Source organism: Streptomyces sp. NPDC059092 (assembly GCF_042756365.1).
In the GTDB taxonomy this organism is placed as follows: Bacteria; Actinomycetota; Actinomycetes; order Streptomycetales; family Streptomycetaceae; genus Streptomyces.
Genome location: NZ_JBHZEJ010000026.1, coordinates 55,218 through 74,970 on the forward strand (window position 1 = coordinate 55,218; position 19,753 = coordinate 74,970).

Consider the following 19,753-nt stretch of genomic DNA (forward strand, 5'->3'; position numbering starts at 1 on the left):
CTGGGCAGGCCGGGACAGTCCCGGCGTCGTAGGGCACGGCACGTGTGGTGCCCTACGGCGCGGCGTTGACATGAAGGGCGATCACCCAGTCGGGTGGTCGCCCTTCCGCGTTCCCGCACGGGCTGCCTTGCTCTTCGGCCGTCGGCGAGTATCGTGATCATCGCCGTGCCGCCGTACGCCCCGTGACCTTCCGCATGGGGTGGGGGGCCTTGACGAACCGCACGGAGCGCGCAATTCTCAGGACGCGTCGTCACAATCGATCCGTATCCGAGGCATGGATCGGTGACGCAGAGGGCAGTAATGGTGTGCGCCTGCGGCGCGAGGCTCGCAGCGGTTGAGACAAGGGTGTTGAGAACAACGAGGGTGTCGGAAAACCCGCTCTGGACATCAGTGTGCCAAGTGGCTACACTGACCCTTTGCGCTGCCTGTTAGCTGCTCCCTGCCCGTCACCAGGGGCACCCCCTCGCATGAGCATCGGTGAAAGAAAAGCCCTGAACTGGGCTTTCCCTCTCGATGCCCAGCTTGGGACACCGGTACGCGCGTAGTGAGTCCGAGCCCTCGGAAGGACCCCCTCTTGGCCGCCTCGCGCAACGCCTCGACCACGAATACGAACAACGGCGCAAGCACTGCCCCGCTGCGCATCTCCTTTGCAAAGATCAAGGAGCCGCTTGAGGTTCCGAACCTCCTGGCGCTCCAGACCGAGAGCTTTGACTGGCTGCTCGGCAACCCCGCCTGGAAGGCTCGTGTCGAGGCGGCTGTCGAGAGTGGGCAGGACGTCCCCAGGAAGTCCGGTCTGGAGGAGATCTTCGAGGAGATCTCCCCGATCGAGGACTTCTCCGGGTCGATGTCGCTGACCTTCCGCGACCACCGCTTCGAGCCCTCGAAGAATTCGATCGACGAGTGCAAGGACCGCGACTTCACGTTCGCCGCCCCGCTCTTCGTGACCGCCGAGTTCACCAACAACGAGACCGGCGAGATCAAGTCCCAGACGGTCTTCATGGGCGATTTCCCGCTCATGACGAACAAGGGCACCTTCGTCATCAACGGCACCGAGCGTGTCGTCGTGTCGCAGCTCGTCCGCTCGCCGGGTGTCTACTTCGACTCCTCCATCGACAAGACGTCCGACAAGGACATCTTCTCCGCCAAGATCATCCCGTCCCGGGGTGCCTGGCTGGAGATGGAGATCGACAAGCGCGACATGGTCGGTGTCCGCATCGACCGCAAGCGCAAGCAGTCCGTCACCGTCCTCCTCAAGGCTCTCGGCTGGACGACCGAGCAGATCCTGGAGGAGTTCGGCGAGTACGAGTCCATGCGCGCCACCCTGGAGAAGGACCACACCCAGGGCCAGGACGACGCGCTCCTCGACATCTACCGCAAGCTGCGTCCTGGCGAGCCGCCGACGCGCGAGGCGGCCCAGACGCTGCTCGAGAACCTCTACTTCAACCCGAAGCGTTACGACCTCGCGAAGGTCGGCCGCTACAAGGTGAACAAGAAGCTCGGCGCGGACGAGCCGCTGGACGCCGGCGTCCTCACCACCGACGACGTCATCGCGACCATCAAGTACCTGGTCAAGCTGCACGCCGGCGAGACCGAGACGGTCGGCGAGAACGGCACCCAGATCGTCGTCGAGACCGACGACATCGACCACTTCGGCAACCGTCGTCTGCGGAACGTGGGCGAGCTCATCCAGAACCAGGTCCGTACGGGCCTGGCGAGGATGGAGCGCGTCGTGCGTGAGCGCATGACGACCCAGGACGTCGAGGCGATCACGCCGCAGACCCTGATCAACATCCGGCCGGTCGTCGCCTCCATCAAGGAGTTCTTCGGCACCAGCCAGCTGTCGCAGTTCATGGACCAGAACAACCCGCTCTCGGGGCTCACCCACAAGCGCCGCCTGTCGGCGCTCGGCCCGGGTGGTCTCTCGCGTGAGCGCGCCGGCTTCGAGGTCCGTGACGTGCACCCGTCGCACTACGGCCGCATGTGCCCGATCGAGACCCCTGAAGGCCCGAACATCGGCCTGATCGGCTCGCTCGCCTCGTACGGCCGGGTCAACGCGTTCGGCTTCGTGGAGACGCCGTACCGCAAGGTCGTCGAAGGTGTCGTCACCGACGACGTCGACTACCTGACCGCCGACGAGGAAGACCGCTTCGTCATCGCGCAGGCCAACGCGACGCTCTCCGAGGAGATGCGTTTCACGGAGCCCCGCGTGCTGGTCCGCCGTCGTGGCGGCGAGGTCGACTACATCCCCGGCGACGACGTCGACTACATGGACGTCTCGCCGCGCCAGATGGTGTCGGTCGCGACCGCGATGATCCCGTTCCTGGAGCACGACGACGCCAACCGTGCCCTCATGGGCGCGAACATGATGCGTCAGGCCGTGCCCCTGATCACGTCCGAGGCGCCGCTCGTCGGCACCGGCATGGAGTACCGCTGCGCGGTCGACGCCGGTGACGTCGTCAAGGCGGAGAAGGAAGGTGTGGTCCAGGAGGTATCCGCGGACTACATCACCGTCGCCAACGACGACGGTACGTACACCACGTACCGCATCGCCAAGTTCTCCCGCTCCAACCAGGGCACCTCGGTCAACCAGAAGGTTGTCGTCAACGAGGGCGACCGGGTCATCGAGAGCCAGGTCCTCGCCGACGGGCCCGCCACCCAGCAGGGTGAGATGGCGCTCGGCAAGAACCTCCTCGTGGCGTTCATGCCGTGGGAGGGCCACAACTACGAAGACGCGATCATCCTCAGCCAGCGGCTGGTCCAGGACGACGTCCTCTCCTCGATCCACATCGAGGAGCACGAGGTCGACGCCCGGGACACCAAGCTCGGCCCCGAGGAGATCACCCGGGACATCCCGAACGTCTCCGAGGAGGTCCTCGCGGACCTCGACGAGCGCGGCATCATCCGTATCGGTGCCGAGGTCGTCGCCGGGGACATCCTGGTCGGCAAGGTCACGCCCAAGGGCGAGACCGAGCTGACCCCGGAGGAGCGCCTGCTCCGCGCGATCTTCGGCGAGAAGGCCCGTGAGGTCCGCGACACCTCGCTGAAGGTGCCGCACGGCGAGGTCGGCAAGGTCATCGGCGTCCGCGTCTTCGACCGTGAGGAGGGCGACGAGCTGCCGCCCGGCGTCAACCAGCTCGTCCGCGTCTACGTCGCCCAGAAGCGCAAGATCACGGACGGCGACAAGCTCGCCGGCCGTCACGGCAACAAGGGCGTCATCTCGAAGATCCTGCCGATCGAGGACATGCCGTTCCTGGAGGACGGCACCCCGGTCGACATCATCCTCAACCCGCTGGGTGTCCCGTCCCGAATGAACCCGGGACAGGTCCTGGAGATCCACCTCGGCTGGCTCGCCAGCCAGGGCTGGAAGGTCGAGGGCAACGAGGAGTGGATGGAGCGGCTGAAGGTCATCGGTGCCGACGACGTCGCGCCCGGTACCAACGTCGCCACCCCGGTCTTCGACGGCGCCCGCGAGGACGAGATCTCGGGTCTCTTCGAGTCGACGATCCCGAACCGCGACGGCGAGCGGATGGTCAAGGGCTCCGGTAAGGCCCGGATGTTCGACGGCCGCTCCGGTGAGCCGTTCCCCGACCCGATCTCGATCGGGTACATGTACATCCTCAAGCTCCACCACCTGGTCGACGACAAGCTGCACGCCCGCTCGACCGGCCCGTACTCGATGATCACCCAGCAGCCGCTGGGTGGTAAGGCTCAGTTCGGTGGTCAGCGCTTCGGTGAGATGGAGGTGTGGGCGCTGGAGGCTTACGGCGCCGCTTACGCCCTCCAGGAACTGCTGACGATCAAGTCCGACGACGTGACCGGCCGCGTGAAGGTCTACGAGGCCATCGTCAAGGGCGAGAACATCCCTGAGCCCGGCATTCCCGAGTCCTTCAAGGTGCTCATCAAGGAAATGCAGTCGCTCTGCCTCAACGTGGAGGTGCTGTCCTCGGACGGCATGTCCATCGAGATGCGCGACACGGACGAGGACGTCTTCCGCGCGGCGGAGGAGCTCGGTATCGACCTGTCCCGGCGCGAGCCGAGCAGCGTCGAAGAGGTCTGACGGGTTCGCCGGCCGGATCCCCGATCCGGCCGGCTCTCCCCGGACCCGTTCAGACCATTGCTGAAGTGCCCCATCTACTCGCTGACGCGAGGGGCTCGAACCCCCGAAAGAGGGATTGACGACAAGTGCTCGACGTCAACTTCTTCGACGAGCTGCGGATCGGCCTTGCCACCGCGGACGACATCCGGACCTGGTCGCACGGCGAAGTGAAGAAGCCGGAGACCATCAACTACCGCACGCTCAAGCCCGAAAAGGACGGACTCTTCTGCGAGAAGATCTTCGGTCCGACCCGGGACTGGGAGTGCTACTGCGGCAAGTACAAGCGTGTCCGCTTCAAGGGCATCATCTGTGAGCGCTGTGGCGTGGAAGTCACGCGCGCCAAGGTGCGCCGTGAGCGGATGGGCCACATTGAGCTGGCCGCGCCCGTCACCCACATCTGGTACTTCAAGGGCGTGCCCTCGCGCCTCGGGTACCTGCTCGACCTCGCGCCGAAGGACCTCGAAAAGGTCATCTACTTCGCCGCGTACATGATCACGTTCGTGGACGAGGAGCGCCGTACGCGCGATCTGCCGTCGCTGGAGGCACACGTCTCCGTCGAGCGTCAGCAGACCGAGAACCGCCGCGACTCCGACCTCGAAGCCCGCGCCAAGAAGCTTGAGACCGACCTGGCCGAGCTGGAGGCCGAGGGCGCCAAGGCCGACGTTCGCCGCAAGGTGCGCGAAGGCGCCGAGCGCGAGATGAAGCAGCTCCGGGACCGCGCGCAGCGCGAGATCGACCGTCTCGACGAGGTGTGGAACCGCTTCAAGAACCTCAAGGTCCAGGACCTGGAGGGCGACGAGCTGCTCTACCGCGAGCTGCGTGACCGCTTCGGCACCTACTTCGACGGTTCGATGGGCGCCGCCGCGCTGCAGAAGCGCCTGGAGTCCTTCGACCTGGACGAGGAGGCCGAGCGCCTCCGCGAGATCATCCGTACCGGCAAGGGACAGAAGAAGACCCGTGCGCTCAAGCGCCTCAAGGTCGTCTCCGCGTTCCTGCAGACCAGCAACAGCCCCAAGGGCATGGTGCTGGACTGCGTGCCGGTGATCCCGCCGGACCTGCGTCCGATGGTGCAGCTCGACGGTGGCCGCTTCGCGACCTCCGACCTGAACGACCTGTACCGCCGTGTGATCAACCGGAACAACCGCCTCAAGCGTCTTCTCGACCTCGGTGCCCCCGAGATCATCGTGAACAACGAGAAGCGGATGCTCCAGGAGGCCGTCGACGCGCTGTTCGACAACGGCCGCCGCGGCCGTCCGGTCACCGGTCCCGGTAACCGCCCGCTGAAGTCCCTGAGCGACATGCTCAAGGGCAAGCAGGGCCGTTTCCGTCAGAACCTGCTCGGCAAGCGTGTCGACTACTCGGCGCGTTCCGTGATCGTCGTCGGCCCGCAGCTCAAGCTGCACCAGTGCGGTCTGCCGAAGGCCATGGCGCTGGAGCTCTTCAAGCCGTTCGTGATGAAGCGCCTGGTGGACCTGAACCACGCGCAGAACATCAAGTCGGCGAAGCGCATGGTCGAGCGCGGCCGTACGGTCGTGTACGACGTGCTCGAAGAGGTCATCGCCGAGCACCCGGTGCTGCTGAACCGTGCGCCGACCCTGCACCGTCTGGGTATCCAGGCGTTCGAGCCGCAGCTCGTCGAGGGCAAGGCCATCCAGATCCACCCGCTCGTCTGCACCGCGTTCAACGCGGACTTCGACGGTGACCAGATGGCCGTCCACCTGCCGCTCTCCGCGGAGGCGCAGGCCGAGGCCCGCATCCTGATGCTGTCCTCGAACAACATCCTCAAGCCGGCCGACGGCCGTCCGGTCACCATGCCCACCCAGGACATGGTGCTCGGCCTCTTCTTCCTCACCACGGACGAGGAGGAGCGCAAGGTCATCGGCGAGGGCCGGTCCTTCGGCTCCAGCGCCGAGGCGACCATGGCGTTCGACAACCGGGAGCTCTCGCTCCAGGCGAAGGTCGACATCCGCTTCCCGGTGGGCACCATCCCGCCGCGCGGCTGGACCCCGCCGGTCTCCGAGGAGGCCGACACCGACGGCACCGCGGTCGAGTGGCAGCAGGGCGACCCGTTCCGGCTGCGTACGACCCTGGGCCGCGCGCTCTTCAACGAGCTGCTGCCCGAGGACTACCCGTTCGTCGACTACTCGGTGGGCAAGAAGCAGCTCTCCGAGATCGTCAACGACCTGGCCGAGCGCTACCCGAAGGTCATCGTGGCGGCGACGCTCGACAACCTGAAGGCGGCCGGCTTCCACTGGGCGACCCGTTCCGGCGTCACCGTCGCCGTCTCGGACATCGTCGTGCCCGAGGCGAAGAAGGCGATCGTCCAGGGTTACGAGGCCCAGGACGAGAAGGTCCAGAAGCAGTACGAGCGTGGTCTGATCACCAAGGACGAGCGCACCCAGGAGCTCATCGCGATCTGGACCAAGGCGACCAACGAGGTCGCCGAGGCGATGAACGCGAACTTCCCGAAGACGAACCCCATCTTCATGATGGTCGACTCGGGTGCTCGTGGAAACATGATGCAGATGCGTCAGATCGCCGGTATGCGTGGTCTGGTGTCCAACGCCAAGAACGAGACGATCCCGCGTCCCATCAAGGCGTCGTTCCGTGAAGGCCTGTCCGTGCTGGAGTACTTCATCTCCACGCACGGTGCCCGTAAGGGTCTGGCCGACACCGCCCTGCGTACCGCCGACTCGGGTTACCTGACCCGTCGTCTGGTGGACGTCTCGCAGGACGTCATCATCCGCGAGGAGGACTGCGGCACCGACCGCGGTCTGAAGCTGCGGATCGCCGAGCGCGGCGCCGACGGTGTGCTGCGCAAGGCGGAGGACGTCGAGACGTCCGTGTACGCGCGGATGCTCGCCGAGGACGTCGTCGTCGACGGCAAGGTCATCGCGCCGGCCAATGTCGACCTGGGCGATGTCCTGATCGACGCGGTCGTGGCCGCCGGGGTCGAGGAGGTCAAGACCCGCTCGGTCCTGACCTGCGAGTCCGCGGTCGGCACCTGTGCCTTCTGCTACGGCCGCTCGCTGGCCACCGGCAAGCTGGTCGACATCGGTGAGGCGGTCGGCATCATCGCCGCCCAGTCCATCGGTGAGCCCGGTACCCAGCTCACGATGCGTACCTTCCACACCGGTGGTGTGGCCGGTGACGACATCACCCAGGGTCTGCCCCGAGTCGTCGAGCTCTTCGAAGCCCGTACGCCCAAGGGTGTCGCCCCGATCTCGGAGGCGGCGGGCCGCGTCCGTATCGAGGAGACCGAGAAGACCAAGAAGCTCGTCGTCACCCCGGACGACGGCAGCGAAGAGACGCCGTTCCCGATCTCGAAGCGTGCCCGTCTGCTCGTGGGCGAGGGCGACCAGGTCCAGGTGGGCCAGAAGCTCACCGTCGGTGCCACCAACCCGCACGACGTGCTGCGGATCCTCGGTCAGCGCGCGGTCCAGGTCCACCTGGTCGGCGAGGTCCAGCGGGTCTACAACTCGCAGGGTGTGTCGATCCACGACAAGCACATCGAGATCATCATCCGGCAGATGCTGCGCCGCGTGACGATCATCGAGTCCGGCGACGCGGAGCTGCTGCCCGGCGAGCTGGTGGAGCGGTCGAAGTTCGAGACCGAGAACCGCCGTGTGGTCACGGAAGGCGGCCACCCGGCCTCCGGCCGTCCGCAGCTCATGGGTATCACCAAGGCGTCGCTGGCCACCGAGTCGTGGCTGTCGGCGGCGTCCTTCCAGGAGACGACCAGGGTCCTGACCGACGCGGCGATCAACGCCAAGTCGGACTCCCTGATCGGCCTCAAGGAGAACGTCATCATCGGTAAGCTCATCCCGGCCGGTACGGGTCTGTCCCGCTACCGCAACATCCGGGTCGAGCCGACCGAGGAGGCCAAGGCCGCGATGTACTCGGCCGTCGGCTACGACGACATCGACTACTCGCCGTTCGGCACGGGCTCCGGCCAGGCCGTCCCGCTGGAGGACTACGACTACGGTCCGTACAACCAGTAAGGCGTGAGCGAACGGAGGGCGGTCATCCCGTACGGGGTGGCCGCCCTCCGGCGTGTCTGCCTCCCGATGTGACGGGGCCTACCGTACGGCCAGCTCCCAGGCGGCGATGGCGAGTCCGCAGGTGGCCGTCAGCGCGGCGATGTTCGCCAGCGGCCAGCGGGAGCGCTCCAGGGCGTCCAGCCGCGCCTCGTGGTCGGCGAGCTGCCGGTCGGTCTGGTCGCTGCGCTGGACGAGCAGCGCGAGCGAGCCGTCGGCCCGCGCGAACCCCGCCTCCAGCGTGCCCCGCAGCCGCTCCAGTTCGACGGCGACGGTGACCGGGTTGTTCGATTCGGTGTCGGTCATGGGCGCCCTCCTTCAGTCGGTGTACGGGACCTTCAGCGCCGTCCACGAGGCGTGGCCTGGCGTGCCGTCCGCGTCGGCGCCGCGGAAGCCGAGCTTGCGCTGCCAGGCCGCGTACGAGCGCCGGTCGGTCTCGGTCCAGCGGGGTCCTGGGCCGACCGTGTAGGCGGAGCAGCCCTCGGCGACGAGCCGGCGGCCCATCGCGGTGATCACGGGGGAACTGCGCCGGTCGGTGAAGAACGCGGCGCCGGGGAACGGCTGGTGGCGCGGGGTGGTGGTCGTCGGGGGTACGGGTGTCGGGGGTACGGGCGCCGCGCCGAGCCGGGCGGCGATCCGGGCGCGCAGGCCGGCCATGGCGAATCCGCGCGGGTCGATCTTCTGGTCGGACCACTCGGTATGCCCGATCACGCTCTTCGCGCTCCAGCCGTGGGCGCGGCAGATCGCGGCCGAGACCCGCTCGATCGCGGTGAGCTGGGGCGTGGGCCAGGGGTCCTTCCCGTCGCCGAGGTTGACGCATTCGAAGCCGTAGAAGCGCGCGTTGCCGTCGGCGGCCCCGGTGCTTCCCTCGTGGTGGCGGGGTGCGGGCGGGCGTTCGCCGTAGTTCTCCTCGATCACCCGCCGCAGGACGGCCGGATCGCCGCCGCCCGCGTGGTTGGCGCGGCCGTTGCCGACGAGGTGGACGGTGCCGTCCTTGGCGATGACGCCGTGGCAGAGCGGTCCGGGCAGGGCGGTGTGGCCGCGGTAGCAGAGGGCGACGGAGCCGGTGGTGCCGCTGGTGACGGTGTGGTGGATCATCACGCCGTTCAGGGGCCCCCAGGCTCCTTTGTGGTTGCGGTGGTGGGTGCGCCAGCCGGGGTGTTCGACGACGGTCACGCCCTCGGCACGGAGGGCGGTGACCATCCGGTCGGCGGTGAGCGGTGTGGCCATGAGGGGGTCCTCTCGGGTAGGCGGACGGCCGAGCGCGCGTGCCCCGTACGGGAAGTGGCCGGTACGGGGCACGCGCGGGGCGGTCGGGGCGGGCGGGGTCAGGACAGGGCGGCCCAGATGGCGTTGGAGTCGGCGATCACGGTCGAGGGGGTGATGGAGGACGGCAGCGAGGTCTGGCCGGTCACGTTCATCCGGCCGTGGCGGATGAACGACCCCGGCATCCGGGCGCTCCCGCCGGGGGTCTGACCCATGCTGGAGCCCCGCATGAAGGCGGGACCGCTGTTGCTGGGGTTCGGCCCGTTGATCAGGAGAGCCACCCAGTAGTTGCCGGCGGCGGCGTTGTACGCGCTGGTCAGCGGGCAGACGACGGTCTGCCCCTCGGTGGCCTTGATCGGGGTGGTCAGCGGGGCGGTCAGACCGACGCGGGCCCCGGCCGCCGTGTACAGCCCGGCGAACGAGCTGGCGCTGAGGCCGGTCCCGGCGTAGCCGGGCACGTAGAAGACCACGTTCCGTACGGTGGTGGCCGAGTGGAGCGGGATCCCGATCAGATACACCCAGCCGTTGATGCAGTACTGGACGGTGCTGCCGGAGGCCGCCGCCGGGTCGAACGCCCAGCCGGAGAAGCCCATCGCGGCCGGGGACCAGGTGCCCGCCCCGGCGACCGTGTCCAGGTAGCCGCGCCGGACCAGATGGTCGGCCGCGGACGGATCGGCGGTGGTGGCCGGCGGGGCGGCGAAGGTCTTGGTGCCGCGTACCGTCTGGTTCCCGTCGAGCAGCACCGCGCTCCCGGCCGGTACGGCGTTCACGTCACCGGCGGCGAGGACGACCGCGCCCGTGCGTTCGTTGACGGAGGTGACCGGCGCGCCGCCCAGCGGCTGATAGCGCAGGTCGGCGGCGGGCGCGTCCAGGGCGCCGACATCGGCGGCGGCGAGGACGACCACGCCCGTGCGGCCGTTGACCGAGGCGACCGCCCCGCCGGAGCCTGCCGGAAGCTGTCCTGGCGGCACCAGGCCGTCCGCGCCGAGGGTCGCCACACCGCCCCGGGCCCCGGCCGACGCGGCCGGTACGGCGGCCACGTCACCGGGGGTGAGGACGATGTCGGCCTCGCCGTGCCCGTTGACGGAACGTACGGCTCCGGGCAGGCCGGCGGGCCCCGCGGGGCCGGGTTCCCCGGCGGGGCCGGCCGGTCCCCGTACCGCCACGTAGTTCGGGGTGGACGGGTCCACCGGGGCGAGATCGGCGAGGTCGACGTTCTCCTGGCCGGTGGTGAGCACGATCCGGTACGTGCGCGGCCGGGAGAGGCCGGCCAGCTTCTCGGTGACGGTGTAGGCCCACTCTTCAGGGTTCCAGCCGGGGCCGTCGGTGGCGGGCAGCACGACCCTGATCGCGCCCTCGTCGTCCAGCGTCGCCCGGGTCGGCCCGCCGAGGAAGAGATCGGCCTCGGCGTGGGTGAGGAGGACCGGCGGCCGGAACTCGACCTGGCCGGTCATGGGGTGGCCGTCCGGCGTCAGATAGCGCGCGGTGACGGCCACCGTGGGGATGGATTCGGGCAGCATTCGGGCACCTCCTTGGGAGGGGATGAGGGGAAGGGCGGGGCGCGTACGGGGCAGCCGTACGGTCAGGACTGCACGCCGTACAGGGCGAGGGGCCGGCAGCGGACCGTGTCGCCCGCCGTGAGGACCCGCGCCTGCACCTCGAAGGTGACGGCCGCGTCGTACGCCACGTCCAGGACCGCCGTGAACTCCAGCCCCCCGGCGTCGCCGGCCGGTCCCACCTGGGCACCGTTCGCCAGCAGTCGCAGCTCGGCCTTCCCGGCGCTCGCGGCGGCGATCCGGCAGTACAGACGGGCGTGCTGGGCGATGCCCGCACCCCGGTACAGCGTCGTCCAGGCGGTCGCGCCGGTGGACTCCCAGCGGTCGGCGGCGACCGGCTGCGGCAGCGGGTAGGGCACGTAGGGCCGGGCCAGCCCGTGTCCCAGGGCGTCGTCGGCGACGACCACATTGCCCTTGCGGTCGAGGATCTGGACGGGCTGGACGGGCAGCGTGTCGGGGGTGCCGGTCCAGACGGTCAGGGCGAGGGAGCCGTCGTCCCTCCGTACCATCAGCCCCTGCTGCGGGGCCCCTTCGGCGCGGTCGGGCTGGACCCGGCCCAGGTAGAGCAGGTCGTCGCCCTGGCCGGTGCGCACCCGCAGCCGGCCGCCGTCGCCGATGACGACGTCTCCGCCCATGATCTGGTTCATCGCCGGGCGGGTGTTGGCGCTGCCCATCAGGTCGCGTACCTGCCGCTCCAGTGTGCGGATCCGGTCCAGCAGGTCGACGGGGATGATCGCCACGGGGTCACACCCCTTCCAGGTAGAGCGTGGCCGTCTCGGGCTTCGCCCGCTGCGGAGGATTGACCGCGAGCCCGACGACCCGGAACCGGGTGTCCGAGCCGCCCGGGTGCCACAGGTCGTGGACGCGCAGCCGGATCCGGGCGCCCATCAGCGCGGGTGTGATCCGGCCGTCCATCCACACCGTCAGCTCGGGAATCGTCTCCGGAGCGCGATGGCGGGAGAGTTCGGCGCGGGCGAGGGAGCCGAGACCGGCCGTGTCGATCACCGAGGTGTGGTCCGAGGTCTGCTCCAGCCGGGGCCAGCCGCCCGCGATGTCCTCGTCGCTGACCACGCGCACGGTCAGCGGCTCGGACTCCTGCGACTGGTCGCTGTTGCTCGACTCACCCCGAGCCACCCACACGTTGGCCTGCACGGTCGAGTCCGACGGCAGGCTGTAGGTGTGCACGGGACCCGGATGGTCGAGCACGATCTCCGTACGACCGCCTGTGATCACCGGATGGCCGAGTTGCAGGTGTTTGACGCGTTTCCCCTCCGTGTCCCGGTAGCAGTGGATCCGCCACTCGAAGCCGTCGTCGAACTGGCAGAGCTTGTCGAGGAGTTCCCGGACCCGGGCCAGCCCGCTGTAGGCGTACGCGAAGTCCCTCCGTACCCCGGACGCCCCGGTCCCGTACCGGATCCCGATGTCGCCGCCGGGCTGCGCCTGTACGTGGTCGATGAGCAGCCGGACGATGTCGAACTGCTCGGTGCCCGCACCGACCAGATCGGCGGAGAGGATCCGGTGATCCAGGTAGGAGTCGAAGGTGCCGGCCTGGAACTGGACCGTCAGCCGCCCCTGTTCGTCCATCTGCGGGGTGCTGGTCCACAGCACCCCGCCCCACCAGATGTCCCCGTTGCGCTCCAGCCAGACCGCCGTACGGCCGGGCACCAGCGCGGCCCGGGTCCGTTCGGCGAGGGCCGCGTCGGGCAGCGGGATGGTCGCGGAGAGGGAGCCGGCCTTCCCGATGAAGTCGTCGAACTTCGCGTCGGTGAGCGGGAGTACGTCGAGCACCTGGTCGGTGCGCAGATCGCAGAACAGGGCGCGGTAGACGGCGGTGCCGGGGGCCCGGAGCGCCCCCGAGGGCATCGGCGCCGGCGTCACAGGGCCTCCTCCGCCGCCTCGTAGGTGAAGCTGCCGGAGATCCGCATGGTGGCGGCCCAGGTCCACGGGGTGATCGCGTCCACGATGCCGCCGTACGGCATCGGCACGGTGCCCGGCGACCCGGAGGCCAGCTCCAGCTCCAGGGTCCTGGTGTTGGTGATACGGACCCGGGCCGCGTACCGGTCCTTGTTGGTCGTCCCCACGAGACCGGCGAAGCCCACGGCCTGGGTGGCCGCGGCGGCGGTCACCGGCAGGCTGAAGCGCCAGTTGTCGGTGGAGGCGGCGCCGGCGCCGAACCGGGTGGTCGAGCCGAAGACGATGTCGAACGACCCGTGCACCACCGTCCCGATCTGCACGTAACGGCACTGGATCGCCGTGTTGCCGAAAGCAGGCGCGGCCAGCCCGGTGGACGTCGTCCAGACCGGGGTCCAGTCCCGCCACCGGGGCGCCGGCGGGTACGACTGCCAGGCGGCGCCGTCCCAGCGCTGGAGGCCGCCCGGACCGATGTCCCGGTACTGGCCCGGGTAGGCGCCCGGGATGTTGCGTGCCCACTCCTCGGGCAGGATGCCGCCGACCGCGACGGTGGTACGGCGCAGATCGGAGACGGCGGAGGACCAGTCGATCCCGCCGCTGCCCGCCGAGGCGCCCGCCGGGACCCGGACGGTCGCCAGCGCGAGGGCGGCGGCCGGGATCGCCGGGGCGGTCGGGTTGGGCTCCGGCTGGCCCTGGACGATCTCCAGCGCGGCCTCCGTACGTTCCCCGGCGTCCTGCGTCCCGTCGTACACGCGCAGCACCACCAGGTCGACCCGGGGGTTGGCCGGGTCGCCGTCGCCGAGCAGGAGCCGCGTGTACTCGGTGACGGCGACGGGGTAGGAGCCGGCCGCCTCGCTGCTGTGGACGACGGCACGGCCCGAGGCGACGGTCGCGGTCATCCCGGCCGACTCCCCGTACACGTAAAGACCGGACAGGACGTACTTGCCGTCCGGCGAGCCGGGGAGCACACCGCCACGGGTGGTGAGCTGGCCGGACGGGGTCATGGTGCCGAGCGGGGCGAGCCGGGTGTCGGTACGGGACTGACCGGTGGCGCCGGTGCCGTCGGCGGAGCGGTTGAGCAGCCATGCGGAACGGATGGGCATGAGGTCTCCTGGTCTGTTGCGAGAGGTGGGTGTTGCGGGGCGTACGTCACCAGTGGGAGTGGCGCCAGCGCGCGGTCGCCTGCGCCGCCGGGTCCGGGGCGGCGTCCTCGGAGCGGAAGGCCAGCGAGGTCTCGCCGGGCTCCAGGAGGAACAACTGCTCCGGGGTCGAGGCGGCCGTAGCCGTGTAGAGCCGCGAGGCGGTGCCGTTGAGGACGACCGTCCCGGTCCAGGTGTCCACGGTCAGGACGTCGTCGGCGGCGAGCGTGATGTCGTACTGGAGGCGGCGCCCGTCGGACAGCCTGGTCAGCGAAGGACGCTGGACGGGCCCGCGGAACTCGACCAGCGGATGGGCCGCCGTGTCACCGGAGTTGACGGCGGTCAGGGCGCCGTTCGTACCGGCCGTCCCCCAGTCCAGCGGCCACTCCAGCCCGCCGTCCGGCCAGTCGACGCCCGGCTCGGCGGAGGGCAGGCCGGTCCGGGCCGCCTGCTCGTCCGTACCGAAGCGGCGCGGATCTGTGGCGGTCCACTGGAGGCTGGTCCTCGACGTGCCGTTCATCTGGAAGGAACGGTCCTGCGGCACGACGCGCCGGCTGATCCGGGCCCGTACCGCCAGGGTCTCCCCGTGCAGCCGGACCGCGAGCCACCGCTCGGCACCGTCCAGCCGGGTGCCGGACCGGAACTCGCCGAGGGTGGCACGGGCCCCCGTACGGGACGCGGGCAGCAGCCAGACGGTCGCGTCGATCAGCCGGGGCTGCGCCCAGCGCGAGCCGGGCCAGGAACCGTGCTGGTCGGGGCGGGGCACGTCACCGATGTCGATGCCGGGCAGATCGTCCCAGCCGCTGAGGCCGGCGCGATCGATCTCGAAGGGGGTACCGGGACCGAGAAGCAGTCCGGCCCACTGGATCTGCCCGTCGCGGGTGATCAGTGAGCCGGGGGAAGGATCTTCCTGGTACGCGGTTGTGGTCTCGGCCATGGGCCGTCACCTCATTTCTCAGGGGAGCCGTAGCCGCCGCGGTGTGCGGCGGGTGCCGGCGCCGGGGCTCATGCGGCGGTCCGGTTCAGGAACAGCAGGTCCCCGGCGATGACCTGCGCGCTGCGGCCCTCGGGCTCGTGGTAGCAGGGCAGGACGGCGCGGTGCGCCGAGCGGCCGGGGGTGGCACGGTGCCCTGGCTCGGCGGGCCGCAGCCGGTCGAGCGCGGACAGGGGGAGTACGGCGCCGGAGTGCGGGCCGCCGCCCGGGGGCAGCACGACACCGCCTTCGGCGAGCTGCGGGATCTTCGGGAGATCGACCCCGAACTTCTTGCCGAGAACGGAGAAGCTGAGCTTGTTGAGGCCGTCGATGACCCAGTTGGCGAACGAGATCAGGCCGTTGAGCGGTCCCTTGATGACGGAGAGCAGGGCCTGCATGGCGCTGGTGACGAAGCCGCCGATGCCGTTCAGGGCCCGGGACAGGGCGTCCTTCACCCGCTGGAAGCCGCGCGGGATGTCCCGGATGATCCAGTCCAGTACTGGCCGGACCCCGGACTTCAGGCCGTTCCACGCCGAACGGATCAGGCCGGTGAGGGCGCGGGTCGCGGTGGAGACGGCGCTCCGGGCGCGTTCGAAGCCCTGGGAGAGCGCGGGGCCGACGGCCTTCAGGACCCCGCCGATGATGGTCCGCACGGTGGTGAAGGCGGCGGAGACGGTTTTCGCGTACAGCCGCACGACGGGACCCAGGAACGTCCAGATCCCCTGGATCACCTTCAGCGCCTGGTCGAAGACCTGCTTCATGATCCGCTGACCGGTCCCCGAGGTGACGGCCAGCTCGATCAGATAGGCGGCGATCGGGGTGATCAGGCCGATGACGAAGCCCAGCGGGTTGGCGCGCAGGGCGACATTGACGGCGGTCATGGCCCCGGCGGCGACGGTGAGCCCCGCCGAGAGCGGCCCCATGATCTTGGAGACGGTGCCCGCGCCGGAACCGAGCTTCCCCGCCAGCCCGCCGAACAGCCCGGCGCCGGCGGCCACGGGGGACAGCGCCCCCGCGACGCCCTTGGCCCTGCCGCCGCCGGTACGGAGCTGGGTACCGGCGCTCCCGGCCGATCTGCCGGCCCGGGTGAGCGCCTGCCCGGCGTTCTCGGCACGCCCCTTGACCTGCCGGAGCCCGCCCGTGGCCTGGGTGGCGCCGGACGCGATCCGGCCGGCCGCGGTGGCGGACCTCTGGACGCCCTGCCGGAGCGCCTGGAGCGCGCGACCGCCCTGGCCGAGCTGGATACGGAAGGAGGCGAGGGCGGGTCCGGTACCGGCGAGCGGATCCCGGCCGGCCCCCGCGCCTGGGCCGGCCGCCGCGGCGCTCATCCGCGCGCCTTGGACAGGAACATCAGCGCCATCGCGGTCTCCCGGAGGTCACTGCTCGACGCCTCGTGGTAGTTCTCGATGAGCAGACCGCCGCCCACCGCCCCGGCCCCGAACGCCTGGGCCCTGCCCTGGCGCGCGGTGTGCCGCAGCAGCCGGTCGAGCTTGGACAGCGGCAGCACGGCCTCGGCCTCCCCGGCCTCCGCGACCAGCGCGGCCACACCGCCGCGCCGGGGGGTGACGATGCCGCCCTCGGCCAGCCGCGGAATGGTCGGCAGGCTCACCCCGAAGGTCTTGCCGCCGACACCGGGGACCCAGCCGGGGACCGAGACCTTGATGCCGTTGAGCTTCCTGATCGCCGAGTTGATGAGGTCGATCACCCCGTTGAGCGGCGACTTCACCGCGCTCTTCACGGAGTTGAAGGCCCGGGAGGCGATGCCCTTGAGCCCGCCCCAGATGCTGGAGAGCTTGCTCTTGACGGCGCTGAACGCCTGCGGGACGACGTTCCTGATCCAGGAGACGACGGGGGAGATGACCTTCTTGACGCCGTTCCAGACGCTGGAGACCACGCTCCTGACGGCGTTCATCACCGTGGTGATGACCTTTTTCCAGGCGTTGAAGTACGTCCTGATGACCGTGCCGACGGCCTTCACGACGGTGGAGACCGCGGACTTGATCCCGTTCCAGACCGACTTGATCAGCGCGCCGGCCTTCTTCATGATCGGGCCGATCGCCTTCATGACGGCGCTGATGACCTTCTTGATGGCGTCGAAGGCGGTCTTCATGACCTTCTGCATCGTCTTCGAGCGGGCGGCGGTCTCGACCACCTTCTCGATCAACGGCGCGAGCAGCCCGAGCAGCACGCCGATGAGGTTGCCTTTCATGGACTTGTTCAGCCCGTTCATGCCCTTGGACGCCTTGTCGGCCCCGGACTTGAACTTCCCGACCTGAGTCCCACCCTTCTGCCCGGCCTGCCCGGCCTTGGTGAGCGACTTGGCGGCACTGTCGGCCCTGGTCCTGAGGGTGCTCAGCTCGCGGGCGGAGGACTGGGCGGAGGACTTGATCCTGCCGATCTCACGGCTGCTGGACTGCGCCTTGCCCTGAAGGGTTCCGGCAGCCCGGCCGGCGGCGTCGGCCTGCGTCTTGAGACTTCTCAGAGACGCCGATGCTCTGTTGAGGGAGCTGACCAATGACATGGATTCTCCAATCGGTCGGTCGGCTTGATGTCGGGGGCATCTCTTCTGCCCAGTCCTTCATCGATCGTCCTGACTCTCCGCACCAATATGTCGCGGACTGTCGGCCATGCGTGTCCAATTCCAGAATCTGCGGAGTGGTGCGGGCTCTGCGCAACGTTGTCGGCGAAAGTGAAATCCTTGGCGGATGCCCTCCGGAGGGGCGAGTGAAATCGAGTGCGACCCGAACTGTCTGCTCTGATGTTTCCAGCCCGTCAAGATCTTCGCCTTGCGGTGCTGCATTATGGTTGGATGGCATTTCTCCGGGGTCAGTCGGCAAGCTCTCTGGATACGGCAGTCAACCCCGCTTCGAGGCCTCGTAGCTCGTTTCGCCGTACGTTCGCCATTGACTCGAATATTCGGCGCTGTTCCCCCTGTACGTTTCGGGCCATCCGTTCTGCCTGGCGTAGCGCTACCCCTCTCCGTTGGATGTCGCCCTCAATTTGGGCAAGCATGCTTTCGGGGGATCGGGGTGAAGAATTCGAACTCTGTCTGCCTTCCGGGCGGGCCGGTTGGGCATCTTGTGAACGCTGGCGGTATTCACCAAATTTATCGCCCAGGTATGAATAGAAATCCTCTGTTTTAAGTATGTCCTTCCCCATGAATGTTATTCCGGAAGGAGTGAAGGCGAGCGGTTCCAAATCGAACTTCACCCATTGCGTGCTGAAGTAGACGTCTTGGTGCGACTCGCTCCAGCTGACCTCAGGGAGCCCCCTGGACTCCGCCCACGACTGGACGATCCCTGAGCTTTCCCCTTCCAGTGCCGTTTTGAAGTTCGCCAAACGCGTTTCAAGGTTCTGTCGAGTTATGAACTCTGCTTCATTTCCCGGATGCGAGGTGGTGGCATCGGTCATTTGTCATCCTTTGCCGCTTGTGTGTGTTTTGGGTTTCTGTATTCTGCGTGTCGACCCCCTTGTGGTGAGTGGGGCCGGCGCTGGAAGGTGGTTCTATGGCTGCTCTTATTTGTGGTGTTATTGGCATCTTGCTCACTTTTTATGCGAGAGATCGAGGTGTGTTGTTTATCAGAGGGGTTGCTGCTGACGGTATTTGTGTCCGCCTCGAATGGAGTTCATCAACGTCCGGCGTGAAAACCGTGGCCGAATTCATCGATGCCGACGGTGTGCTTCGCACGAGTTCGAGTGGATTTCGGGGAGGGGGCGCGGAGGTAGGTGCTCCGGTGAAAGTGATTTACGATCCGCGTCGACCGATCAGGTCGGAAGTTGCTCCGTTGAAACGTGTGGAGTTCATTGCGGCCGCGCTTACGGCGGTTATGCTCGACTTTGCCGCAGTGACGCTCGTGCTGGATGCCATTTGATCGGTGAGGCTGAGTGAATCGGGCGAATCAATCCGGAAGTTTCGGCCGGTTTGAAGCTCTGCGTGCTATTGCCCTCAGGTGAAGAAACGGGCCAGGTCGCCGCGGGAAGGGGTACCCGTTCCGGAGGCGGCCCGCTGTGGGTTTTCGGCGATTCCGCTGCTCTCCGGGCTGCTGGCGGGGTCGCCCGGGCGGGGGACCGGGAGCGGGGGGTCCGGGGCGTCGGCGGATTCGTCGGTGTTGACCGTGGCGAACATCCAGTTGGCGGCGGCCAGGTGGTCGACCGCGGCGGCGAGGAGGTGGTCGGTGACCGACCATTCGGCTTCCTCGCCGTGGAGTTCCAGGGTCAGGGCGCTGTCGCGTGGCATGTGCTTGACCAGCACCGCGAGCCGGCGGCTGGTGAGCCGGCCGCGGTGCCAGTCGAGCAGGTCCACGCCGTAGTGCCGGAGGAGGTCGGCTTCGAGGGCCTCGGCGTGTTCTTCCACGAACGCGACGAGGCTCAGCCTTCCCCCAGGCCGAGCCCGGTCTCCTTGCCGTACGCCTCCAGGATCGCCGCGATGTCCTGGACGGTGATGTCGTGCCGGGCGAAGCGGATGAACTGCTGTTCGCCCAGGAGGAGTCCCAGCAGCCCGTCGACGTCGTTGTCGTCCAGGTCGCGCAGAGCCTTCGCGGTGGCGCGGCTCAGTTCGGTGGGGAGTTCGAAGGTGTCGTCGTCCAGCTCGAACGACCAGGTGCGGCCGAGCGCTTCGAGGCGCTGGGCCCGCGCCGCGTTGACGTTGAAGGAAGTCGCCATGGGTGTCTCCTGCCGATGAGGGGGTGGGATGGGGCGGTTGGGGCGAGGGCGGGGCCGGTCGGGTGGCCCACCCAGAATTCGACCTCCACGCCTGACACATAAACAAATCACAA

General features: G+C 68.7%; 15 protein-coding genes. 3 read left to right on the plus strand and 12 right to left on the minus strand.

Going from position 1 to position 19,753, the window contains the following annotated elements:
* The first annotated feature begins 574 nt into the window (after positions 1-574).
* A complete protein-coding gene (rpoB, locus tag ACFXPL_RS17605) occupies positions 575-4,057 on the plus strand; it encodes a DNA-directed RNA polymerase subunit beta (protein WP_384919557.1) in 3,483 nt (1,160 codons plus the stop codon).
* A gap of 125 nt (positions 4,058-4,182) precedes the next feature.
* Positions 4,183-8,097: a DNA-directed RNA polymerase subunit beta' gene (locus tag ACFXPL_RS17610; protein WP_384919560.1), complete on the plus strand. Its 3,915-nt coding sequence runs from the start codon at positions 4,183-4,185 to the stop codon at positions 8,095-8,097.
* 78 nt (positions 8,098-8,175) lie between these two features.
* Here ACFXPL_RS17610 and ACFXPL_RS17615 read toward each other — a convergent pair whose 3' ends face one another.
* The 10 genes from ACFXPL_RS17615 to ACFXPL_RS17660 form a co-directional block, all read right to left on the minus strand.
* Entirely contained in the window at positions 8,176-8,439 is a 264-nt protein-coding gene (locus ACFXPL_RS17615) for a hypothetical protein (RefSeq protein ID WP_384919563.1), read from the minus strand.
* A 12-nt stretch (positions 8,440-8,451) separates the two neighbouring features.
* Positions 8,452-9,363 carry a peptidoglycan-binding protein gene (locus ACFXPL_RS17620; protein ID WP_384919565.1) on the minus strand — a complete coding sequence of 304 codons (912 nt, stop codon included), beginning with the start codon at positions 9,361-9,363 and terminating at the stop codon, positions 8,452-8,454.
* 98 nt (positions 9,364-9,461) lie between these two features.
* Positions 9,462-10,919, minus strand: a complete 1,458-nt coding sequence (locus ACFXPL_RS17625) for a phage tail protein (RefSeq protein WP_384919568.1) — start codon at positions 10,917-10,919, stop codon at positions 9,462-9,464.
* Between the two features lie 62 nt (positions 10,920-10,981).
* On the minus strand, positions 10,982-11,695 hold the full coding sequence (locus ACFXPL_RS17630; protein ID WP_384919571.1) for a hypothetical protein: 714 nt from the start codon (positions 11,693-11,695) through the stop codon (positions 10,982-10,984).
* A 4-nt stretch (positions 11,696-11,699) separates the two neighbouring features.
* The gene (locus tag ACFXPL_RS17635) at positions 11,700-12,818 is read right to left on the minus strand and encodes a hypothetical protein (RefSeq protein WP_384919649.1); all 1,119 of its coding nucleotides are present in this window, start codon (positions 12,816-12,818) and stop codon (positions 11,700-11,702) included.
* Positions 12,819-12,829: 11 nt separating this feature from the next.
* On the minus strand, positions 12,830-13,969 hold the full coding sequence (locus ACFXPL_RS17640) for a hypothetical protein (protein ID WP_384919573.1): 1,140 nt from the start codon (positions 13,967-13,969) through the stop codon (positions 12,830-12,832).
* A 46-nt stretch (positions 13,970-14,015) separates the two neighbouring features.
* Positions 14,016-14,942: a phage distal tail protein gene (locus tag ACFXPL_RS17645; RefSeq protein ID WP_384919576.1), complete on the minus strand. Its 927-nt coding sequence runs from the start codon at positions 14,940-14,942 to the stop codon at positions 14,016-14,018.
* Positions 14,943-15,010: 68 nt separating this feature from the next.
* Positions 15,011-16,306 carry a tape-measure protein gene (locus ACFXPL_RS17650; RefSeq protein WP_384919579.1) on the minus strand — a complete coding sequence of 432 codons (1,296 nt, stop codon included), beginning with the start codon at positions 16,304-16,306 and terminating at the stop codon, positions 15,011-15,013.
* On the minus strand, positions 16,303-17,499 hold the full coding sequence (locus ACFXPL_RS17655; protein WP_384919582.1) for a phage tail protein: 1,197 nt from the start codon (positions 17,497-17,499) through the stop codon (positions 16,303-16,305). The genes ACFXPL_RS17650 and ACFXPL_RS17655 overlap by 4 nt, the downstream gene beginning before the upstream one ends.
* A gap of 305 nt (positions 17,500-17,804) precedes the next feature.
* On the minus strand, positions 17,805-18,389 hold the full coding sequence (locus ACFXPL_RS17660; protein ID WP_384919584.1) for a hypothetical protein: 585 nt from the start codon (positions 18,387-18,389) through the stop codon (positions 17,805-17,807).
* Positions 18,390-18,484: 95 nt separating this feature from the next.
* Here ACFXPL_RS17660 and ACFXPL_RS17665 point away from each other — a divergent pair, with 95 nt between their 5' ends.
* Positions 18,485-18,850, plus strand: coding sequence for a DUF3592 domain-containing protein (locus ACFXPL_RS17665; protein WP_384919587.1), 366 nt, complete (start codon positions 18,485-18,487; stop codon positions 18,848-18,850).
* A 74-nt stretch (positions 18,851-18,924) separates the two neighbouring features.
* Here ACFXPL_RS17665 and ACFXPL_RS17670 read toward each other — a convergent pair whose 3' ends face one another.
* Together ACFXPL_RS17670 and ACFXPL_RS17675 are read right to left on the minus strand one after the other, a co-directional pair.
* Positions 18,925-19,281 carry a hypothetical protein gene (locus ACFXPL_RS17670; RefSeq protein ID WP_384919652.1) on the minus strand — a complete coding sequence of 119 codons (357 nt, stop codon included), beginning with the start codon at positions 19,279-19,281 and terminating at the stop codon, positions 18,925-18,927.
* A gap of 65 nt (positions 19,282-19,346) precedes the next feature.
* A complete protein-coding gene (locus tag ACFXPL_RS17675) occupies positions 19,347-19,640 on the minus strand; it encodes a hypothetical protein (protein ID WP_384919590.1) in 294 nt (97 codons plus the stop codon).
* Between the last annotated feature and the right edge of the window lie 113 nt (positions 19,641-19,753).

Excerpts from the sequence above, each read along its gene's own strand:
- ACFXPL_RS17615 (WP_384919563.1), bottom strand. The coding sequence starts at position 8,439 with ATGACCGACACCGAATCGAACAACCCGGTCACCGTCGCCGTCGAACTG.
- ACFXPL_RS17620 (WP_384919565.1), bottom strand. The coding sequence starts at position 9,363 with ATGGCCACACCGCTCACCGCCGACCGGATGGTCACCGCCCTCCGTGCC.
- ACFXPL_RS17625 (WP_384919568.1), bottom strand. The coding sequence starts at position 10,919 with ATGCTGCCCGAATCCATCCCCACGGTGGCCGTCACCGCGCGCTATCTG.
- ACFXPL_RS17635 (WP_384919649.1), bottom strand. The coding sequence starts at position 12,818 with ATGCCCTCGGGGGCGCTCCGGGCCCCCGGCACCGCCGTCTACCGCGCC.
- ACFXPL_RS17640 (WP_384919573.1), bottom strand. The coding sequence starts at position 13,969 with ATGCCCATCCGTTCCGCATGGCTGCTCAACCGCTCCGCCGACGGCACC.
- ACFXPL_RS17645 (WP_384919576.1), bottom strand. The coding sequence starts at position 14,942 with ATGGCCGAGACCACAACCGCGTACCAGGAAGATCCTTCCCCCGGCTCA.
- ACFXPL_RS17650 (WP_384919579.1), bottom strand. The coding sequence starts at position 16,306 with ATGAGCGCCGCGGCGGCCGGCCCAGGCGCGGGGGCCGGCCGGGATCCG.
- ACFXPL_RS17655 (WP_384919582.1), bottom strand. The coding sequence starts at position 17,499 with ATGTCATTGGTCAGCTCCCTCAACAGAGCATCGGCGTCTCTGAGAAGT.
- ACFXPL_RS17660 (WP_384919584.1), bottom strand. The coding sequence starts at position 18,389 with ATGACCGATGCCACCACCTCGCATCCGGGAAATGAAGCAGAGTTCATA.
- ACFXPL_RS17665 (WP_384919587.1), top strand. The coding sequence starts at position 18,485 with ATGGCTGCTCTTATTTGTGGTGTTATTGGCATCTTGCTCACTTTTTAT.
- ACFXPL_RS17675 (WP_384919590.1), bottom strand. The coding sequence starts at position 19,640 with ATGGCGACTTCCTTCAACGTCAACGCGGCGCGGGCCCAGCGCCTCGAA.